12 protein-coding genes are annotated in these 16,148 nt (G+C 65.8%); 6 read left to right on the top strand and 6 right to left on the bottom strand.

Features of this window, described 5'->3' with window-relative positions; genetic code table 11:
• Positions 1-29 precede the first annotated feature (29 nt).
• Positions 30-1,142, bottom strand: a complete 1,113-nt coding sequence (locus tag IC535_RS16145) for a glycosyltransferase family 4 protein (protein WP_228887400.1) — start codon at positions 1,140-1,142, stop codon at positions 30-32.
• Positions 1,143-1,226: 84 nt separating this feature from the next.
• On the opposite strand from IC535_RS16145, the gene IC535_RS16140 reads away from it, so the two are divergent.
• Together IC535_RS16140 and IC535_RS16135 are read left to right on the top strand one after the other, a co-directional pair.
• The gene (locus tag IC535_RS16140) at positions 1,227-2,117 is read left to right on the top strand and encodes an FkbM family methyltransferase (RefSeq protein WP_228887399.1); all 891 of its coding nucleotides are present in this window, start codon (positions 1,227-1,229) and stop codon (positions 2,115-2,117) included.
• Positions 2,114-3,241 carry a glycosyltransferase gene (locus tag IC535_RS16135; RefSeq protein WP_228887398.1) on the top strand — a complete coding sequence of 376 codons (1,128 nt, stop codon included), beginning with the start codon at positions 2,114-2,116 and terminating at the stop codon, positions 3,239-3,241. The genes IC535_RS16140 and IC535_RS16135 overlap by 4 nt, the downstream gene beginning before the upstream one ends.
• On the opposite strand, the gene IC535_RS16130 is transcribed toward IC535_RS16135, so the two are convergent.
• Genes IC535_RS16130 through IC535_RS16120 form a run of 3 tightly spaced genes read right to left on the bottom strand, consistent with a single transcriptional unit; the run spans position 3,198 to position 6,591 of the window.
• Positions 3,198-4,457: a lipopolysaccharide biosynthesis protein gene (locus IC535_RS16130; RefSeq protein WP_228887397.1), complete on the bottom strand. Its 1,260-nt coding sequence runs from the start codon at positions 4,455-4,457 to the stop codon at positions 3,198-3,200. The genes IC535_RS16135 and IC535_RS16130 overlap by 44 nt on opposite strands.
• Positions 4,454-5,719 (bottom strand): glycosyltransferase family 4 protein, encoded by a 1,266-nt coding sequence (locus IC535_RS16125; protein ID WP_228887396.1) that lies wholly within the window; start codon positions 5,717-5,719, stop codon positions 4,454-4,456. The genes IC535_RS16130 and IC535_RS16125 overlap by 4 nt, the downstream gene beginning before the upstream one ends.
• Entirely contained in the window at positions 5,716-6,591 is an 876-nt protein-coding gene (locus IC535_RS16120) for a glycosyltransferase family 2 protein (RefSeq protein ID WP_228887395.1), read from the bottom strand. Before IC535_RS16120 ends, IC535_RS16125 begins: the two co-directional genes overlap by 4 nt.
• A 153-nt stretch (positions 6,592-6,744) precedes the next feature.
• Between IC535_RS16120 and pilB the strand changes: the two genes are divergently transcribed.
• Entirely contained in the window at positions 6,745-8,472 is a 1,728-nt protein-coding gene (pilB, locus tag IC535_RS16115) for a type IV-A pilus assembly ATPase PilB (protein WP_228887394.1), read from the top strand.
• A 276-nt stretch (positions 8,473-8,748) separates the two neighbouring features.
• Here the strand turns inward: pilB and IC535_RS16110 are convergent, their stop codons facing one another.
• A complete protein-coding gene (locus IC535_RS16110; protein ID WP_228887393.1) occupies positions 8,749-10,128 on the bottom strand; it encodes a sigma-54-dependent transcriptional regulator in 1,380 nt (459 codons plus the stop codon).
• A 64-nt stretch (positions 10,129-10,192) separates the two neighbouring features.
• On the bottom strand, positions 10,193-11,806 hold the full coding sequence (locus IC535_RS16105) for a sensor histidine kinase (RefSeq protein ID WP_228887392.1): 1,614 nt from the start codon (positions 11,804-11,806) through the stop codon (positions 10,193-10,195).
• 351 nt (positions 11,807-12,157) lie between these two features.
• Here IC535_RS16105 and sucC point away from each other — a divergent pair, with 351 nt between their 5' ends.
• The 3 genes from sucC (at position 12,158) to IC535_RS16090 (ending at position 16,036) form a co-directional block, all read left to right on the top strand.
• Positions 12,158-13,327: an ADP-forming succinate--CoA ligase subunit beta gene (gene sucC, locus IC535_RS16100; RefSeq protein ID WP_228887391.1), complete on the top strand. Its 1,170-nt coding sequence runs from the start codon at positions 12,158-12,160 to the stop codon at positions 13,325-13,327.
• 21 nt (positions 13,328-13,348) lie between these two features.
• Entirely contained in the window at positions 13,349-14,224 is an 876-nt protein-coding gene (gene sucD, locus IC535_RS16095) for a succinate--CoA ligase subunit alpha (protein WP_012511927.1), read from the top strand.
• A gap of 177 nt (positions 14,225-14,401) precedes the next feature.
• A complete protein-coding gene (locus IC535_RS16090; RefSeq protein WP_228887390.1) occupies positions 14,402-16,036 on the top strand; it encodes an NAD+ synthase in 1,635 nt (544 codons plus the stop codon).
• Positions 16,037-16,148: the final 112 nt, after the last annotated feature.

Genomic DNA, 16,148 nt, shown 5'->3' with positions numbered 1-16,148 from the left:
GCAGCGGCCGACCTCTTCTGCCTCCTCGATCAGTTGAAAGGGCGTGAAAGACACATCGCCAACAGGTCAACGGTATCGCCCGCCAGCGCGTGCCAGTCGCGTACAGCGTTCGCTGCAGCCTCCCCGAGTATTGGCTCAGACAGTTGCTGGCGCAGTTTGAGCGCCAGCTCGTTAGCATTTCCCGGTTGGTAGCGTTGCGAAGGATCACTCAGGAGATCATTGACATCGCCCACTGCAGCAGCAACCACCGGTACGCCGCAAGCGAGGGACTCGGCAAGTTTTAGCGGGAAGCAGTAACGGCCGAAGCTGGAGTCGCGGTTGCAGACGACCGCAACGTCCAGTGCGTTGATGAGCAGGGGAACTTGTCGCCAGTCCAAGATGCCCAGGTCGATAATGCGGGGATGCTGGTATCGCGAAGGCGTACCATCGCGCGGTCCGGCGAATGCCAAGTGGAGAGTAGGATCCGCCCGTGCGAGGATTTCGAAGGCATCGAACAGATCTTCGATGCCTCTGTCGGCCTGGATTGCACCGGCGCAGCCGATGATCGCTGCGTTTTCAGGGAGGCCGAGCGCACGCCGGCAGTTGTTCCGGTCACGCGGGTGGAACATGGCTCTGTTGACGCCATTGCCCACTACGCCGCAATGCCCCGCTGCGGAGTAATTTTGCTGGACATGGCGTGCAAGGGAGTGGCTGACGATCGTCAGTCCCGCCGCTGCCTGGCAAGCTACACGGTATCGCCGTGATATGCCGGGAAGGCGAGCCAAGCCAAAATGCTCGTAATTGTCGTATAGATCGATTACGACCGGGATCTGCAGGGCGCGTCCGATCTCGACCGCCCAGATCGCGTGCAGCGCGTCTGAACTGGCCCATATGACGTCGGGCTGGCAGTCCGCAATGGCGTCAGCCAGGCTGCGGCTGGCGTGGAAGGGCCCCCATGGTACGGCGTTGGCGGATCGCCACGTTACCCCCGCCTTGCTGACATGGGGGGGCAGGCGCTTCCGCGGACGATAACTGGATGCAAGGCCATGCACGCGATGACCGAGTCGGGCCATGCCTTCAGGGATTTCATACAGGCGGCCGTACTGATCGGACAGCAGGTCACGCGCTGTGTATTGGCGTTTGCAGAGGACGAGTATATTCATCAAGCGTTCTGCGCCAGCGGGGCGGGTGTTCGGCCAGGGCCCTGTTGGCCACCTATAGTGTTACACAAAATGAGGATGGGGAATTTGCAGCCATTGCTTCGACTTAGGGGACTCGCAAACGCGCTGTCCAGTGAACGTTTCCAGCTTTTACAGCCCCTTATGCGGCGCGTGTTCCGGCACTCGCGTGCTGTCGTGCGGGTGCACGATTTCGATGGCAACCTCACCCTCGACCTGGACCTGGCCGAGCATATGCAGCGGCGCATCTTCTGGATGGGATATTACAACCTGCGCCTGGTGGCGCTGTTGGATCGCCTGCTGGCGTCGGGCATGGTGGTAGTAGATGTAGGGGCGAACATCGGGGAGGTCAGCCTGGTTTGTGCCAACCGGGTCGGCGCCGCCGGGCGCGTAATCGCTTTCGAGCCGGTCACGGCGATTGCCGACGAGCTGGAGCGCAATATCCAGGTCAATGCATTGCAGGATGTGGTCAATCTGCGCCGAGAGGGCCTGGCCGATGTGGTTGGCCAGTTCGATATCTACGCTTCCTGTGGGCAGGACGATTCGGACGAGTCCAACCGGGGACTGGGAAGCCTGCATGGCGCCCCTGGCTCGCACCGGGTGCTTGGCCGGATCGATGTCGAGACGCTCGATGGCCTGGCTACGACGCTTGGGCTGCACCGGCTGGACTTCATGAAGGTCGATGTCGAGGGAGGTGAGCTGGCCTGCCTGAAAGGCGCGCTTCAGACCATCGCGCGCTTCCTTCCTGTGATCGCGGTGGAAGTCCATGAGCGGTCGGCACGGATGGCGGGGTACCGAGGGCGTGACATCCTCGATCTGCTGGCTCCATTGGGCTATGTGTTTCTTCGCCTTGAGGCGCGGGGGCAACTGGTCCCCATCAGCGCTGACGCGCTGGGTGAGTACCAGGACGTCATCTGCTTGGCCGACCCGACGGTTCGGGCGCGGTTGACCGGCGCATGATTGCGTTGCTGCTGAGTCGGGTCGAAGCCGGTGGACTCGAGCGTGTGCAGTTCAACCTTGCCCGGGGGCTTGTGGATCGGGGGCATTCGGTACGGATCGTTGCAGGCCGCCTGGAGGGGGCTGCCCCCTGTGTGGATGAGGTCCACTTCATCGCGCCGTCCGGCGCATGGCAGTTCCTGTGGAGATTGCTTGGATGGATAAGGCGTAACCGTCCTGCTGTCATCGTGACGACCTCCAACGACGTCGCTGTCTGGGTGCTGTTATGGCGGCGCTGGTTGTACGCGGATGCGGAGGTGATCGTCACCCAGCACCTGGCCATTTCGGGGCCGCGTCTGGCTGCACGGGGTGTACGTTGGGTAAAGTTGGCCTGCATCCGTTGGGCAATGGCGCGCCTGTTGCCTTCGGCGGATGCGATCGTGGCAGTGTCAGCCGCGGTGGCGGCGGACATGCGTGCCGAGCTCGGCCTGGACGGCATATCGATCGACGTGATCCACAATCCCATCGTGGCGGTTGCCGATGCCGCAGCTCCCGACCTCCCTTGCCCTGAAGCGTGGCCATTCCCACGCGACGGCGTTCCAGTGCTCGTGTTCGTCGGGCGACTGGCGCCGGAAAAGCGGTTGGATTTGCTGTTCGCGGCGTTCATGCAGGTCAGGGCGACATTGCCGGTCCGCCTGCTTGTACTGGGCGCCGGCCCGATCGCTGCTCAGCTTGAACAATGGCGCCAGGACGCCGGAGTGGGGATCGATTGCCGTTTGATGGGGCAGATGCAGGATGTGCTGCCCTGGATCGCCAACAGCGATATTCTGGTTCTGCCTTCGGACTACGAAGGTTTCGGCAATGTGTTGGTGGAGGCGATGCAGTGCGCTACACAAATAGTTGCGACCGATTGCCCCAGCGGCCCGGCCGAAATTCTCGATCACGGGCGATTTGGGCAATTGGTCGCGGTGGGTGACGCGGCTGCATTGGCGGTGGCGCTTCGGCGCAGCCTCGATGGTTCCTTCCGGGTAGAGCGGGACGCGTTGCTGGCCCGTTCGGCCGAGTTTTCCATCGATCGTGCCGTGGATGCCTACGAACGCGTGTTCACTGCGAAGGAAGAGCGCGTGCCGCCTTCTTTCCAACGCTGAGCCACAGCGTGACCCACGCTGCCGAGGCCATGCCGATCTCCGCACAGATCACCATCCAGACCGCGCCGGTCAGCCCGTGTCGCGGGATCAGCCATGCACTCAGAAGTGCCATCGTGAGCAGGCCGATGGCCTCGATCAGGGTCTTGCGCAGCTTCAGGCCGCGTCCCACCAGAACGTTGCAACCGATCTGGCGCAAGCTGTAACCCAGGACGAACAGCCCCATCCAGCGCAGGGCTGGCACGGCAGGGGCAAAGTCCGGTCCCAGCAGGCGGGGCAGGACGGCTGCCCCCCACCACAGCAGGGCTGCGATGATTCCGGTGTAAGCGGCCGCGGCTGCGGCCATGGCCAGCACCAGACGGCGATGGCGTTCCTGCTCCTGGTTCGCGCGGAACAGGCGTGGCATCGACGACATCACCATCGCATCCAGCGGCATGGCGGCCACCGCAGCGATGCGGTAGCAGGCGGCGTATAGCCCGGTGATGGTGTCGCCGCCGGCGCGTAGTACCAGCGATTTATCCAGGGTAGTCACTGCCGTTGTTGAGGTCCAGCTGGCTGCGTGAGCTGCACCATGCCGCAGATCGCCAGGCTGCATTTGCCAGCGTTGGGGCTGCGGGGCGAGCAGGCGATTCACCGCCACCAGTGCAAAGGCGGCTCCGCCCAGCGAAGCCAGCAGGTGCAGGAGCAGGTAGTGGTCCAGGTCGCGCTGGATCGGCAGCAGGCTGAACGCTACGATTGCGATCAGGCGCAGCAGCGCACTGGCGGCTGGTAGCGCCGCCGCCCAGCCCATGCGCTCATGGGCGGCAAACGCGAAAGCGGCGTTGGTGACGTAGGGGTAGGCCAGGATCTCCGATGCAGCGATGAGGGTGATGCCGCTCAACGAGATCGATGCGCTGCCCAACACCGAGGGAAACAGCAGCGCCGCCAACGGCAGCGAGGTGAGCGCACACAGCACCAGAGTCTGCTTCCAGTACGGGGAAAACCGTGAGGGGTCCGAAGCGCTGTACTGATACATCAACATGCCGCTGCCAAGACCGACCAGGCCGGCCAGCGCCGAGGCGGTGCCGGCGATACCGGAGAAGATCCCGTAATGCTGTGCGCCCAGCCCGCGTGCGGCCACCACGATCCACGCCGCCAGGCACACCAGGCGCACGCCCTGCCATACCATCACCTGCAGCGACGTACGGGCCAGCGACCCGATAGGCAGGCGCCACTTCATGGATGGCCCGACTTCTGCGGCGTGCGCTCGGCACCAGCCAGCGCCGCCAGGCGGGCCGAGTACCCGGCTGCCACCGCGGCATGGTCGAAACGCCGCATCAATGAAGGACGCAACTGTTGAACCCAGGTTTGTCCAGCCGCCGGATCGTCCAGCAGAGCGTTGATCTGTGCCGCCAGCGAGCACGCGTCGCCGGGCTCGGCCAGATATGGAGGCCACTGGCCATCCCGCAGCTCGCGAATGGCAGGCAACCGGGTAGTCACCACCGGGCAACCGCATCCCAGTGCCTCGACCATCACCAGCCCCAAGCCCTCCTGGTCTCCCGAACGAGCCTGCACGAAGGGAGTGATCAGCATGCTGCTGCGCCGGTAGAGATTGGGAAGCGCATCCTGCGACAGGGCACCCAGAAAACGCACGTGCTCCTGCAGCCCGAGCCTCTCGACCTGCTGCTGGCAATGTGCCAGCTCAGGGCCGAAGCCGGCGATGCTGAGCTTTGCCTGGGGATGACGTTGAAGGACGAGGGGTAGCGCATCGAGCAGATGGGTCAGACCCTTCTTCTCCACCAGGCGCCCGACGAAAAGCAGTTCGTGGCCGGCACGCTGCATCTGCGTATCGGGTGTGAAGCGGTGTTGCAGATCGACCCCCATGGACGCCACTGCAAGCGAATCCGGGTCGGCGCCGAGCGCCAGCATCGGCCCGAGCATGGCGCTGCTGACCACCGAGCTGGCCTGCATCCGGCGAACGGTCAGTCGTTTGATCCACATGGGAAACCGCCCGCGCAGGGAGAACAGGTCCGCCCCATGCGAGGTCACCAAGGTGGGCGGCGTGCGGATGCCGACCATCTGCAGTAGCGCCACCATCAAGCCCTGGGGGAGAATCCAGTGTGCGTGGATGACATCCGGCCGAGCCGTGCACAGCATGCGGAGCAAGGACCACAGCTGGCCGAGCAGGAAGCTGGGCAGCAGTAGTGCGGTCCACGGACGATGGCGAAGGTTGCCGACGATGCCACCGTCGTTGACCAGTCGTTCCCAGCGGGCCGGCGCATAGCGATAGCGGATGACGTCTACCCCGTCCATGCACTCGCGCGGCAGCGCGCCGGCTGCGTGCGGGCAGAGCACCCTTACATCGAAATCCGCGACCAGGCGCTGGCTCAGCTCGTGCACGAAACCCGGCTCGGGGTCACCGTGCCAGCGCGGATAGGTCGACGCCAGCACCAGCAGGCGCGGCCGCCGCTGAGCAGAGTCGGCGGCGACCGTGCCACTCACTCCGATTCCCGCCCATCCCGCGCTGCCAAGTAGGTCAGCCCGGTGATCTGTTCGGAGATCAGCCCGATCAGGAAAATGATCACCGACGCGCTGAACAGCAGGGTACTCATGTTGGTGAAGCGGTGCATCGTGGCGAATGTATAGCCGTAATAGCCCAGGCCGAGCAGGAAGAAGCCTACCGCGATCGGCGCGAACAGCTTCAGCGGCGAGTACAGGGTGGCGATCTTGAAAATGATAAGCAGAAAGCGGATGCCGTCTTTTATCGGACGGATGTGGCTGCCGTTGCCGACCCGCTTGGCAACCGGGATCGGCACGTAGGCGACGGGGTAGGCGCTACGGAAGAACGCCATGGTGCTGGTAGTGGGGTAGCTGAAGCCGTTCGGCAGCAGATGCAGAAACTCGCGGAAACGCCGCGCGCGGACGGCGCGGAACCCGGAGGTGAGGTCCAGGATCCTGAACCCGGTCATGCGGCTGGCCAGCCAGTTGTAGAAGCGGTTGGCCAGGCCACGATGGACGTTCGCCTGGCCGCTGCTGTCGCGCGCACCCACGACCATGTCGTAGCCCTGGTCGAGCTTGCCCAGCAGGGTCTGGATGTGGGCCGGGTCATGCTGGCCATCGGCGTCCATGAACACCAGGATCTCGCCGTTGGCGGCGCGGGCGCCACGCTTGATGGCCGCGCCGTTGCCCATCGAATACGGGCTGGATAGAACCACGGCGCCATGGGCATGGCCGATCTCGGCGGTGCTGTCGGTGGAGCCATCGTCTACCACGATAAGCTCGGCGTGCGGATACAGCTGGCGCAATGCCGGCAAGGTACGGAGCAGGCCTTCTGCTTCGTTCTTGGCCGGTAGGATGATGCTGATGCTCTTCACATTGTTTCCCCGATTTCCCCGCGCCAATGTTACCCCGATGCCCCTGCTGGCGGGGTGGCCAGGTGAGCCGGACCGCATGACAGGGCACCTGAACGACCCCGCCCATCCCGCAATGCAGTAATCTTCCGCCATGACATGGGGAGCCCGCATCCAATGAACGCCGTCATCACCGCCAATCTCGTCGGGATCACCGGCATCGCCCGCCGCCTGGTCCAGGACGGCGCGCTGGACGAGGCTGCCGCGCGGGATGCGATGGCCAAGGCGGGGGCGGCCAAGCAGCCGTTGCCGCAGTGGTTTGCCGAGAAGAAGCTGGTCACCGCCGCGCAGCTGGCCGCCGCCAATGCGCTGGAGTTCGGTATGCCGCTGCTGGATGTGTCGGTGTTCGACGGCAGCCAGAACGCGATGAGCCTGGTCAGCGAGGAACTGCTGCGCAAGCACCATGTGCTGCCGCTGTTCAAGCGCGGCGGCAAGCTGTTCATCGGGACCAGCGACCCGACCCATTCGCTGGATGAGATCAAGTTCCACACCAACCTGGTGGTCGAGCCGATCCTGGTCGATGAGGATCAGATCAAGCGGACGCTGGAGCAGTGGCAGTCCAAGCACGACACCATCAGTGGCGGGCTGGGTGGCGACGACGAGGGCATGGCCAACCTGGACGTGTCCGGCGGCGACGAGGACGGCGGCAGCAGCGATACCGGCGTGGACGCCAAGGGCGATGACACCCCGGTGGTGAAGTTCGTCAACAAGGTGTTGGTCGATGCGATCCGCAAGGGCGCATCGGACATCCACTTCGAACCCTATGAAGACGACTACCGGGTGCGCTTCCGCATCGACGGCCTGCTCAAGAACGTGGCCAAGGCCCCGGTCAAGCTCAACCAGCGCATCGCCGCGCGCCTGAAGGTGATGTCGCAGCTGGACATCGCCGAAAAGCGCGTGCCGCAGGATGGGCGGATCAAGCTCAACCTGTCCAAGACTCGCCAGATCGACTTCCGCGTGAGCACCCTGCCGACCCTGTTCGGCGAGAAGATCGTGCTGCGTATCCTGGATGGCAGCGCGGCTAAACTGGGCATCGACAAGCTCGGCTACGAGCCCGAACAGCAGCGCCTGTTCCTGGAGGCCATCCACAAGCCCTACGGCATGGTGCTGGTGACCGGTCCCACCGGCTCGGGCAAGACAGTGTCGCTGTACACCGCGCTGGGCATCCTCAACGATGAAACCCGCAACATTTCCACTGCCGAAGACCCGGTGGAAATCCGCCTGCCCGGGGTCAACCAGGTGCAGCAGAACAACAAGCGCGGCATGACCTTCGCCGCGGCGCTGCGCTCGTTCCTGCGCCAGGATCCGGACATCATCATGGTCGGCGAAATCCGCGACCTGGAAACGGCCGAAATTGCGATCAAGGCCGCGCAGACCGGCCACATGGTGCTGTCCACGCTGCATACCAACGATGCGCCGCAGACCATCGCGCGCCTGATGAACATGGGCATCGCGCCGTTCAACATCACCAGCTCGGTCACCTTGGTGATCGCCCAGCGCCTGGCGCGGCGGCTGTGCAACAACTGCAAGCGGCCGACCGAGCTACCGGCGCATGCGCTGCTGGCCGAGGGCTTCACCCAGGCCCAGATCGATGCGGGGATCAAGCTGTACGAACCGGTCGGCTGCGAAGAATGCACCGAGGGCTACAAGGGCCGTACCGGTATCTACCAGGTGATGCCGATGAGCGAGGAGATCTCGGTGATCGTGCTGGGCGGCGGCAACGCCATCCAGATCGCCGAAGCCGCGCAGCGTGCCGGGGTCAACGACCTGCGGCAGTCGGCGCTGGTCAAGGCGGCCGCCGGTACTACCAGTCTGGCCGAGATCAATCGGGTCACCAAGGATTGACTGGTTGATGTGGTTGCACGGAGAGGCCCGCAGATGCGGGCTTTTTCATATGCGGACAACAACCGGCATGGGGTAGAGCCAGGCCATGCCTGGCTGTTGCGGGGCAAGACGCGCGCGTGTTGCGGGTCGAAGAGCAGCCACCCATGGGGTGGCTCTACCGGGGTTGGCGCGCGTGGTTCAGGTGGCCAGCCGCATGCCGGTCATGGCGCGCGGGCAGATGGCGCAGCCGCCCACCAGGTGAACCGCGCGCAGTGGAACGGAGCAGTCCGCGCGCCCTCAATCCATCCCCAACTTCTTCAGCTTGTAACGCAGCGCCCGGAAGGTGATGCCCAGCTGGGCGGCGGTGCGGGTCTTGTTCCAGCGGTTCTCTTCCAGCGCCTTCTGGATCGCGGTGCGCTCCATCTGCTCGATGTAGGTGGGCAGCGCGCCGTTGCCGGCGGGCAGGTCGACCACGGCTTCTTCATGCACTGCGCCGCTGCCGTGGCGGTGGCCGCCGTGCTGCGGCAGGCGCAGGTCGGCCGCGCCGATGCTGTCGTCCTCGGCCAGGGCCAGGGCGCGTTCGAGGATGTTCTCCAGTTCGCGCACGTTGCCGGGGAACTGGTACTGGGCCAGGGCGTCCAGTGCCGACGGCGCCAGCAGCGGGGTGGGGCGCTGGTGGGTGCGCGCCAGCCTGGCCAGGATCGAGGCGGCCAGCTGCGGCAAGTCGCTGCGACGCTCGCGCAGTGGCGGCACGCGCAGTTCGATCACGTTGATGCGGTAGTACAGGTCGTGGCGGAAGCGGCCGTCCTCGACCAGCTCGCCCAGATCCTTGTGGGTGGCCGACAGGATGCGCACGTCGACCGGCACTTCGGTGGCCGCGCCGACCGGGCGGATCGATTTTTCCTGGATCGCGCGCAGCAGTTTGACCTGCATCTGCAGCGGCAGTTCGGCCACTTCGTCCAGGAACAGGGTGCCGCCATGCGCGGCCTGGAACAGGCCGGGCTTGTCGGCATGGGCGCCGCTGAAGCTGCCCTTCTTGTGGCCGAAGAACTCGCTTTCCATCAGCTCGGAGGGGATGGCGCCGCAGTTGACCGGCACGAAGGCGCCGGGCGCGCGTGCGCTCTGCGCATGGATGGTGCGTGCCACCAGTTCCTTGCCCACCCCCGATTCGCCCAGGATGTAGACCGGCGCCTGGCTGCGTGCGACCTTGGCGATGGTGGTGCGCAGCACGTCCATCGCAGGCGAGTCGCCGAGCAGGCGGGCCGCCTGGTCGGTGGGCAGTGGCGGCGGCGCGGCGCGGTCGCTGTTGTTGAGTTCCAGCGCGTGTTTGACCAGCCCGCGCAGCACCGCGATGTCCACCGGCTTGCTGACGAAGTCGAAGGCGCCGGCCTTCAGCGCTTCCACCGCCAAGTCCATGCTGCCGAACGCGGTGATCATCGCCACCGGCGTGCGCGGATAGTGCTGGGCGATTTCGGTGACCAGCTCGATGCCGTTGCCGTCGGGCAGGCGCATGTCGGTGATGCACAGGTCGTACGGGTTGCTGGCGAGCAACTCGCGGGCTTCGGCGAGGTTGGCCGCGGTACTGATGCGCAGGCCCATCCGGCCCAGGGTCAGTACCAGCAGTTCGCGGATGTCACGTTCGTCGTCGACGACGAGGGCGCTGCGGTTGTCGTTCATATGATGGGAAGATAGCCGAGGGCGGTCGATTCCGACAAATGTTTGACGGAGGGAAGGGGCAGGCTCATTGCGGCAGCATCGTGTGCGGGCCGGGCAGTACCAGCCGGAAGCAGGCGCCGCCGGCGGGCACCGACACATATTCCAGGCTGGCCTGGTTGGCGCGGCACAGTTCGCGGGCGATATACAGGCCCAGCCCGGTGCCATGCTCGGAGGTGGTGAAGAACGGGCGGAACAGCTGGCTGGCCACGGTTTCGGGAATGCCCGGGCCGCGGTCCATCACGTCGATCACCGCCGCGCGTTCCTGGCGCGCCACGCGCAGGCGCACCCGCGCCGGGTCCTGGGCGATGCGCCCGTACTTGAGTGCGTTGTGGACCAGCACGGTGAGGATCTGGTGCAGATGGCGGGGGTCGATCAGTGCATGCACCGAGGTCTCGGTGATGATCGGCTCGACGCTGTCGGTTTCCAGGCTCAGCCCCTGTTTGTACTCCAGCACGAAGCGGCGCACGAACGCGGCCAGGTCCAGGTTTTCCGGGTTGGCGCGCTCGCGCCGGGCCAGGCCGAGCACGCTTTCGACGATGCCGTTGGTGCGCTGGCACTGCTGGTTGATGATCTGCAGCAGGCGGCGGTCGGTGTCGCCGATCGCGCTGGATTCTTCCAGCAGCTGGGCGGCGTAGTTGATCGCCGCCAGCGGGTTGCGGATCTCGTGGGCCAGGCTGGCCGAAAAGCGCCCCATCGCCGACAGCGTCAACGATTCGGCGCGGCGCGAGACCACGCTGGAGTCGTCCAGGAACACCAGGGTCAGGTCGCTGCCGGCCAGCAGGCGGGCAAAGCGCGGCTGCACTTCGGGCTGGTCCGGCGACAGCTGCAGCGGGGTTTCCTCGTTGGTCCAGCCATTGCGCCAACGTTGCAGGCGCCGGCTCAGGTCCGGCGAGGCACTGCCCAGTTCCAGCCGGCCGCTGCCGCCGTTGCCCTCGGCGTCGCCGATCAGGGTCGAGGCCGCTTCGTTGGCCAGGGTGATGCGGTTGGCGCCGTCCACCACCAGCACCCCGGTGCGCATGCGGCGGATGATCAGTTCGTTGATTTCAAACAGGTTGGCGACCTCGTCGCCGCGCTGATTGGCCAGCTGCTGGTTGCGCCGCGCGCGGCTGCCGACCTGGTGGCTGACGAAGGCCAGGGCCAGGTAGCTGGTGATGAACATCGCCAGTTCGGCCAGGGTGCGGGTGGGGTCGCCGCCTTCGAGCAGCTTCCAGACGTATTCGCCGGCGGTGGCGGCGCTGGCGGTCAGCGCCAGGCCCAGGCCCATCGACAGCGGCAGCAGGGTGGCCGCGGCGGCGATGTTGAACAGCAGCGACATCGACACCCCGGCACTGGCGCCGGGCAGCGCATGGGCCAGCAGGGTGGCGGCGATGATGTCCACCACCACCCCGCCGACCACGATCGGGCGCAGCCAGCGTTCGTTGCGGCCGATCACCAGCATCAGCAGCGACAGCAGCAGGTAGGCGCCGCTGACCACCGCGGCCAGGCGCGGGTGGTCGGCGCTGCCGACCAGCATGCTCAACGGGCTGAACAGCAGGGCGGCGATCACCGCGGCAATCAGCAGCCGGTACAGGGCGAAGAAGTACAGCTCCCGCTTCGGTATGGATTCGATGCGGTCGATCAATGAAGCACTGGGTGACACGCCGGAACTCCCCTTCAGGCATGCGGCCAGTGTAGAGGGTGTGGCCGTGCATGGGGGGCTCGGCCGATGCCGGCGGGGCAGCGGGCGGGGTGGCAATGCCACCGGCCGGGGCCCCCGGCACCGGCGCGGGGTTTGCGCGGTGCCGCTGCAGGGGCGGCCGGGGGCGACCGCCGCGGGGCCCGCAACTGACTGAAAAACCGCCGGAAATGGACCGCCGCCAGGGGCGGGGCGCTGGTGTCTTTGCGCCTGCGCGCCGGCTCGTCCACAATAGTGGGCCCGCCGCGGTCCGTGCCGGTGCCCGTGAGGGAGCCTTGGAGATGCGTGCGGTCGTTCCTATTCCCACGGTGACGCATGAATTTCCACGAATACCAGTCAAAACAGCTGCTTGCCGAGTACGGCATTCCCGTCCCGGCCGGCAAGGTCGCGGCGACCCCGGACGAGGCGGTTGAAGCTGCCAACGCCCTGGGCCAGGGCCCCTGGATGGTCAAGGCGCAGATCCACGCGGGTGGCCGCGGCAAGGCTGGCGGCGTCAAGTTCTGCAAGACCACCGACGATGTGAAGGCCGCTGCGGCCAAGATGCTCGGCACCAAGATGGCCACCTACCAGACCGCCGGCGTCGAGCTGCCGGTCAACCTGGTGCTGGTGACCACCGCCGGTGAGATCGTCAAGGAACTGTACCTGTCGGTGCTGGTCGACCGTGGCACCAAGACCATCACCTACATCGCTTCTTCGGAAGGCGGCGTGGAGATCGAGCAGGTTGCCGCTGAAACCCCCGAACTGATCCATTCGCTGAACGTCGACTTCGTCGAAGGCGTGCAGGGCTACCACGGCCGCGATTTCGGCTTCAAGCTGGGCCTGACCGCCAAGCAGGCCGGCCAGTTCGCCAACATCATGGTGAACCTGTACCGCCTGTTCAACGAAAAGGACCTGGCCCTGGTTGAAATCAACCCGCTGGCCATCCTGGACGACGGCAACCTGTACGCGCTGGACGGCAAGTTCGACAGCGACGACAACGCCGCGTTCCGTCAGAAGGCCCTGGTCGCCATGCGCGACAAGACCCAGGAAGATCCGACCGAAGTGATCGCTTCGGAGCTGGACATCAACTACGTCACCATGGACGGCAACATCGGCTGCATGGTCAACGGCGCCGGCCTGGCCATGGCCACCATGGACGTGATCAAGCTCAACGGCGGCGAGCCGGCCAACTTCCTGGACGTGGGCGGCGGTGCGAACAAGCAGCGCGTCATCGAAGCGTTCAAGCTGATCCTGTCCTCGGACAAGGTCGAAGGCATCTTCGTCAACATCTTCGGCGGCATCGTCCGTTGCGACATGATCGCCGAAGGCATCATCGCCGCGGTCAAGGAAGTGGGCGTCAAGGTTCCGGTCGTGGTGCGCCTGGAAGGCACCAACGTGGAAGAAGGCAAGCAGCTGCTGCGTGACAGCGGCATGGCCATCATCCCGGCCGACAACATCAACGACGGTGCCAAGAAGGTCGTCGAAGCTGTCAAGAACGCTGCCTGATCCGACACCGAAGGAAATCCAATGTCTGTACTTATTAACAAGAACACCAAGGTGATCGTGCAGGGCTTCACCGGCCAGCAGGGCACCTTCCACGCCACTCAGATGATCGAGTACGGCACCCAGGTGGTTGGCGGCGTGACCCCCGGCAAGGGCGGCACCACCCACATCGACCTGCCGGTCTTCAACACCGTTGCCGACGCCGTGCAGAGCACCGGCGCCAATGCGTCGGTGATCTACGTGCCGCCGCCGTACGCGGCCGATGCGATCCTGGAAGCCGCTGCCGCCGGCATCAAGGTCATCGTGTGCATCACCGAAGGCATTCCGGTGCTGGACATGCTGCGCGTCAAGAACGTGCTGACCCGCTCGCATCCGGACACCGTGCTGATCGGGCCGAACTGCCCGGGCGTGATCACCCCGGGCGAGTGCAAGATCGGCATCATGCCGGGTCACATCCACAAGCCGGGCAAGATCGGCATCGTGTCGCGTTCGGGCACCCTGACCTATGAAGCGGTCAAGCAGACCACCGAAGTCGGCCTGGGCCAGTCCACCTGCATCGGTATCGGTGGCGACCCGATCAACGGCCTGAACTTCGTCGACTGCCTGAAGCTGTTCAACGAAGATCCGCAGACCGAAGGCATCATCATGGTCGGCGAAATCGGCGGCGACGCCGAGGAAGCCGGTGCCGAGTACATCAAGCAGTTCGTGAAGAAGCCGGTGGTCGGCTTCATCGCCGGCGCGTCGGCTCCGGCCGGCAAGCGCATGGGCCACGCCGGTGCGATCGCATCGGGCGGCAAGGGCACCGCCGAAGGCAAGTTCGCGGCGATGGAAGCTGCTGGCGTGGTCACCGTCCGTTCGCCGGGCGACCTGGGCGCGGCCATCGCCAAGCTGGTGAAATAAGACCGCCAGCCGCGAAGCGGCTGTCGATCGGGTAGGGCCGAGCCATGCTCGGCTACGCGAAGGCCGCCCTCGGGCGGCCTTCTGCGTTCGCAGCATCCGGTGCTGCCGGCGTATGCGTGGTTGCCGGCCAGCGGCCGGCACTACAATGCATGTATTGCAACCACAGGCTGGAATCCCATGACCTCGCTCCGCATTGCCCTGGCGCAGTTCGATTTCCCGGTTGGCGCAGTGGCGCAGAACACCGACAACATCATCGCGATGATCGCCGAGGCGCGCGATGAACACGGTGCCGACCTGGTGGTGTTCCCCGAGCTGGCGATCAGCGGTTACCCGCCGGAGGATCTGCTGCTGCGCCCGGGCTTCCTGCAGGACTGCGCGCAGGCGCTGCAGCGCATCGCCGCGGCCACTACCGGCATCGCTGCCGTGGTGGGTTGGCCGCAGGCCACCGGTTCGGTGGTCTACAACGCAGCCAGCGTGCTGCGCGATGGCAAGATCGAGCACACCTACCGCAAGCGCGAGCTGCCCAACTATGCGGTGTTCGACGAGCGCCGCTATTTCGATGTCGACCCCGACGGCGGCAGCTGTGTGTTCGAGCTGAAGGGCGTGCCGGTCGGCGTGCTGGTCTGCGAGGACCTGTGGTTCGCCGAGCCGCTGGCCGACACCGTGCGCCAGGGCGCGCAGCTGGTGGTGGTGCCCAATGCCTCGCCCTACGAGCGCGGCAAGCACGCCCAGCGCGACGCGTTGCTGGCCGAACGTACGGCCGAGAGCGGGGCGGCAATCGCCTACCTCAACGTGGTCGGTGGCCAGGACGCGCTGGTATTCGATGGCGCCTCGGTGGTGGCCGACGGCGACGGCACCGTGCACCCGGCCGCGGCGGCGTTCACCGACCAGTGGCTGGTGGTGGACTACGACGCGCCCACGCGCCGCTTCCTGCCGCGCGAATGGATCGATGACGGCGATGAGAGCATGGACGCGCTGGCCTGGCGCGCGGTGACCCGCGGCATCCAGGATTACTGCCGCAAGAACGGCTTCAAGAAGGTCTGGCTGGGCCTGTCCGGCGGCATCGATTCGGCCCTGGTGCTGGCCCTGGCGGTGGACGCGCTGGGCGCGGACAACGTCACTGCGGTGCGGCTGCCGTCGCGCTATACCGCCGACATGTCCAACGACCTGGCCGCCGAACAGTGCCGCGCGCTGGGGGTGAAGCTGGAGGCGGTCTCGATCGAGCCGGTGTTCGAGGGGCTGATGAGCGCGCTGGGCCCGATGTTCGAGGGCCAGGCGGCCGACGTCACCGAAGAGAACCTGCAGTCGCGCAGCCGCGGGGTGATCCTGATGGCGTTGTCCAACAAGTTCGGCGGGCTGCTGCTGACCACCGGCAACAAGAGCGAATATGCGGTGGGCTACGCCACCATCTATGGCGACATGTGCGGTGGCTACGCGCCGCTGAAGGACCTGTACAAGACCGAGGTGTTCGGCCTGTCCAAGTGGCGCAACACCGTTGGTGGCGCCCCGGTGATTCCGCCGGCGGTGATCAGCCGGCCGCCGTCGGCCGAGCTGCGCGACAACCAGACCGACCAGGACTCGCTGCCGGCCTACGATGTGCTGGACGGCATCCTGTACCGCTTTGTGGACCAGGAACAGTCGCGCGAGGAAATCGTGGCCGCCGGCTACGCCGCCGAGGTGGTCGACCGGGTGCTGCGCCTGGTGCGCACCAGCGAGTGGAAGCGCCACCAGGCCGCGCCGGGCCCGAAGGTCTCGCGGCGCGCGTTCGGGCGCGAGCGGCGTTATCCGATCAGCAACGGGTACAAGGGCTGACCGGCAGGCGCCGACCGTTGGTCGGCGCGGGGCATAAAAAAAGGTTCTTCGCCCGTCTCCGGGGCTACAGCCCATCAAATGCTGTGGCATTGCGGAGGACATGCCACCGGGG

Origin of the sequence: Stenotrophomonas rhizophila (genome assembly GCF_020857975.1) — a bacterium.
Classification (GTDB): Bacteria; Pseudomonadota; Gammaproteobacteria; order Xanthomonadales; family Xanthomonadaceae; genus Stenotrophomonas; species Stenotrophomonas rhizophila_C.
This window is presented reverse-complemented; position numbering and strand designations above follow the sequence as displayed.

What these genes read in the sequence shown, in the direction of transcription:
- IC535_RS16090 (WP_228887390.1), top strand. Translation starts at nt 14,402, where the DNA reads ATGACCTCGCTCCGCATTGCCCTGGCGCAGTTCGATTTCCCGGTTGGC.
- IC535_RS16145 (WP_228887400.1), bottom strand. Translation starts at nt 1,142, where the DNA reads ATGAATATACTCGTCCTCTGCAAACGCCAATACACAGCGCGTGACCTG.
- IC535_RS16135 (WP_228887398.1), top strand. Translation starts at nt 2,114, where the DNA reads ATGATTGCGTTGCTGCTGAGTCGGGTCGAAGCCGGTGGACTCGAGCGT.
- pilB (WP_228887394.1), top strand. Translation starts at nt 6,745, where the DNA reads ATGAACGCCGTCATCACCGCCAATCTCGTCGGGATCACCGGCATCGCC.
- IC535_RS16110 (WP_228887393.1), bottom strand. Translation starts at nt 10,128, where the DNA reads ATGAACGACAACCGCAGCGCCCTCGTCGTCGACGACGAACGTGACATC.
- sucD (WP_012511927.1), top strand. Translation starts at nt 13,349, where the DNA reads ATGTCTGTACTTATTAACAAGAACACCAAGGTGATCGTGCAGGGCTTC.
- sucC (WP_228887391.1), top strand. Translation starts at nt 12,158, where the DNA reads ATGAATTTCCACGAATACCAGTCAAAACAGCTGCTTGCCGAGTACGGC.
- IC535_RS16130 (WP_228887397.1), bottom strand. Translation starts at nt 4,457, where the DNA reads ATGAAGTGGCGCCTGCCTATCGGGTCGCTGGCCCGTACGTCGCTGCAG.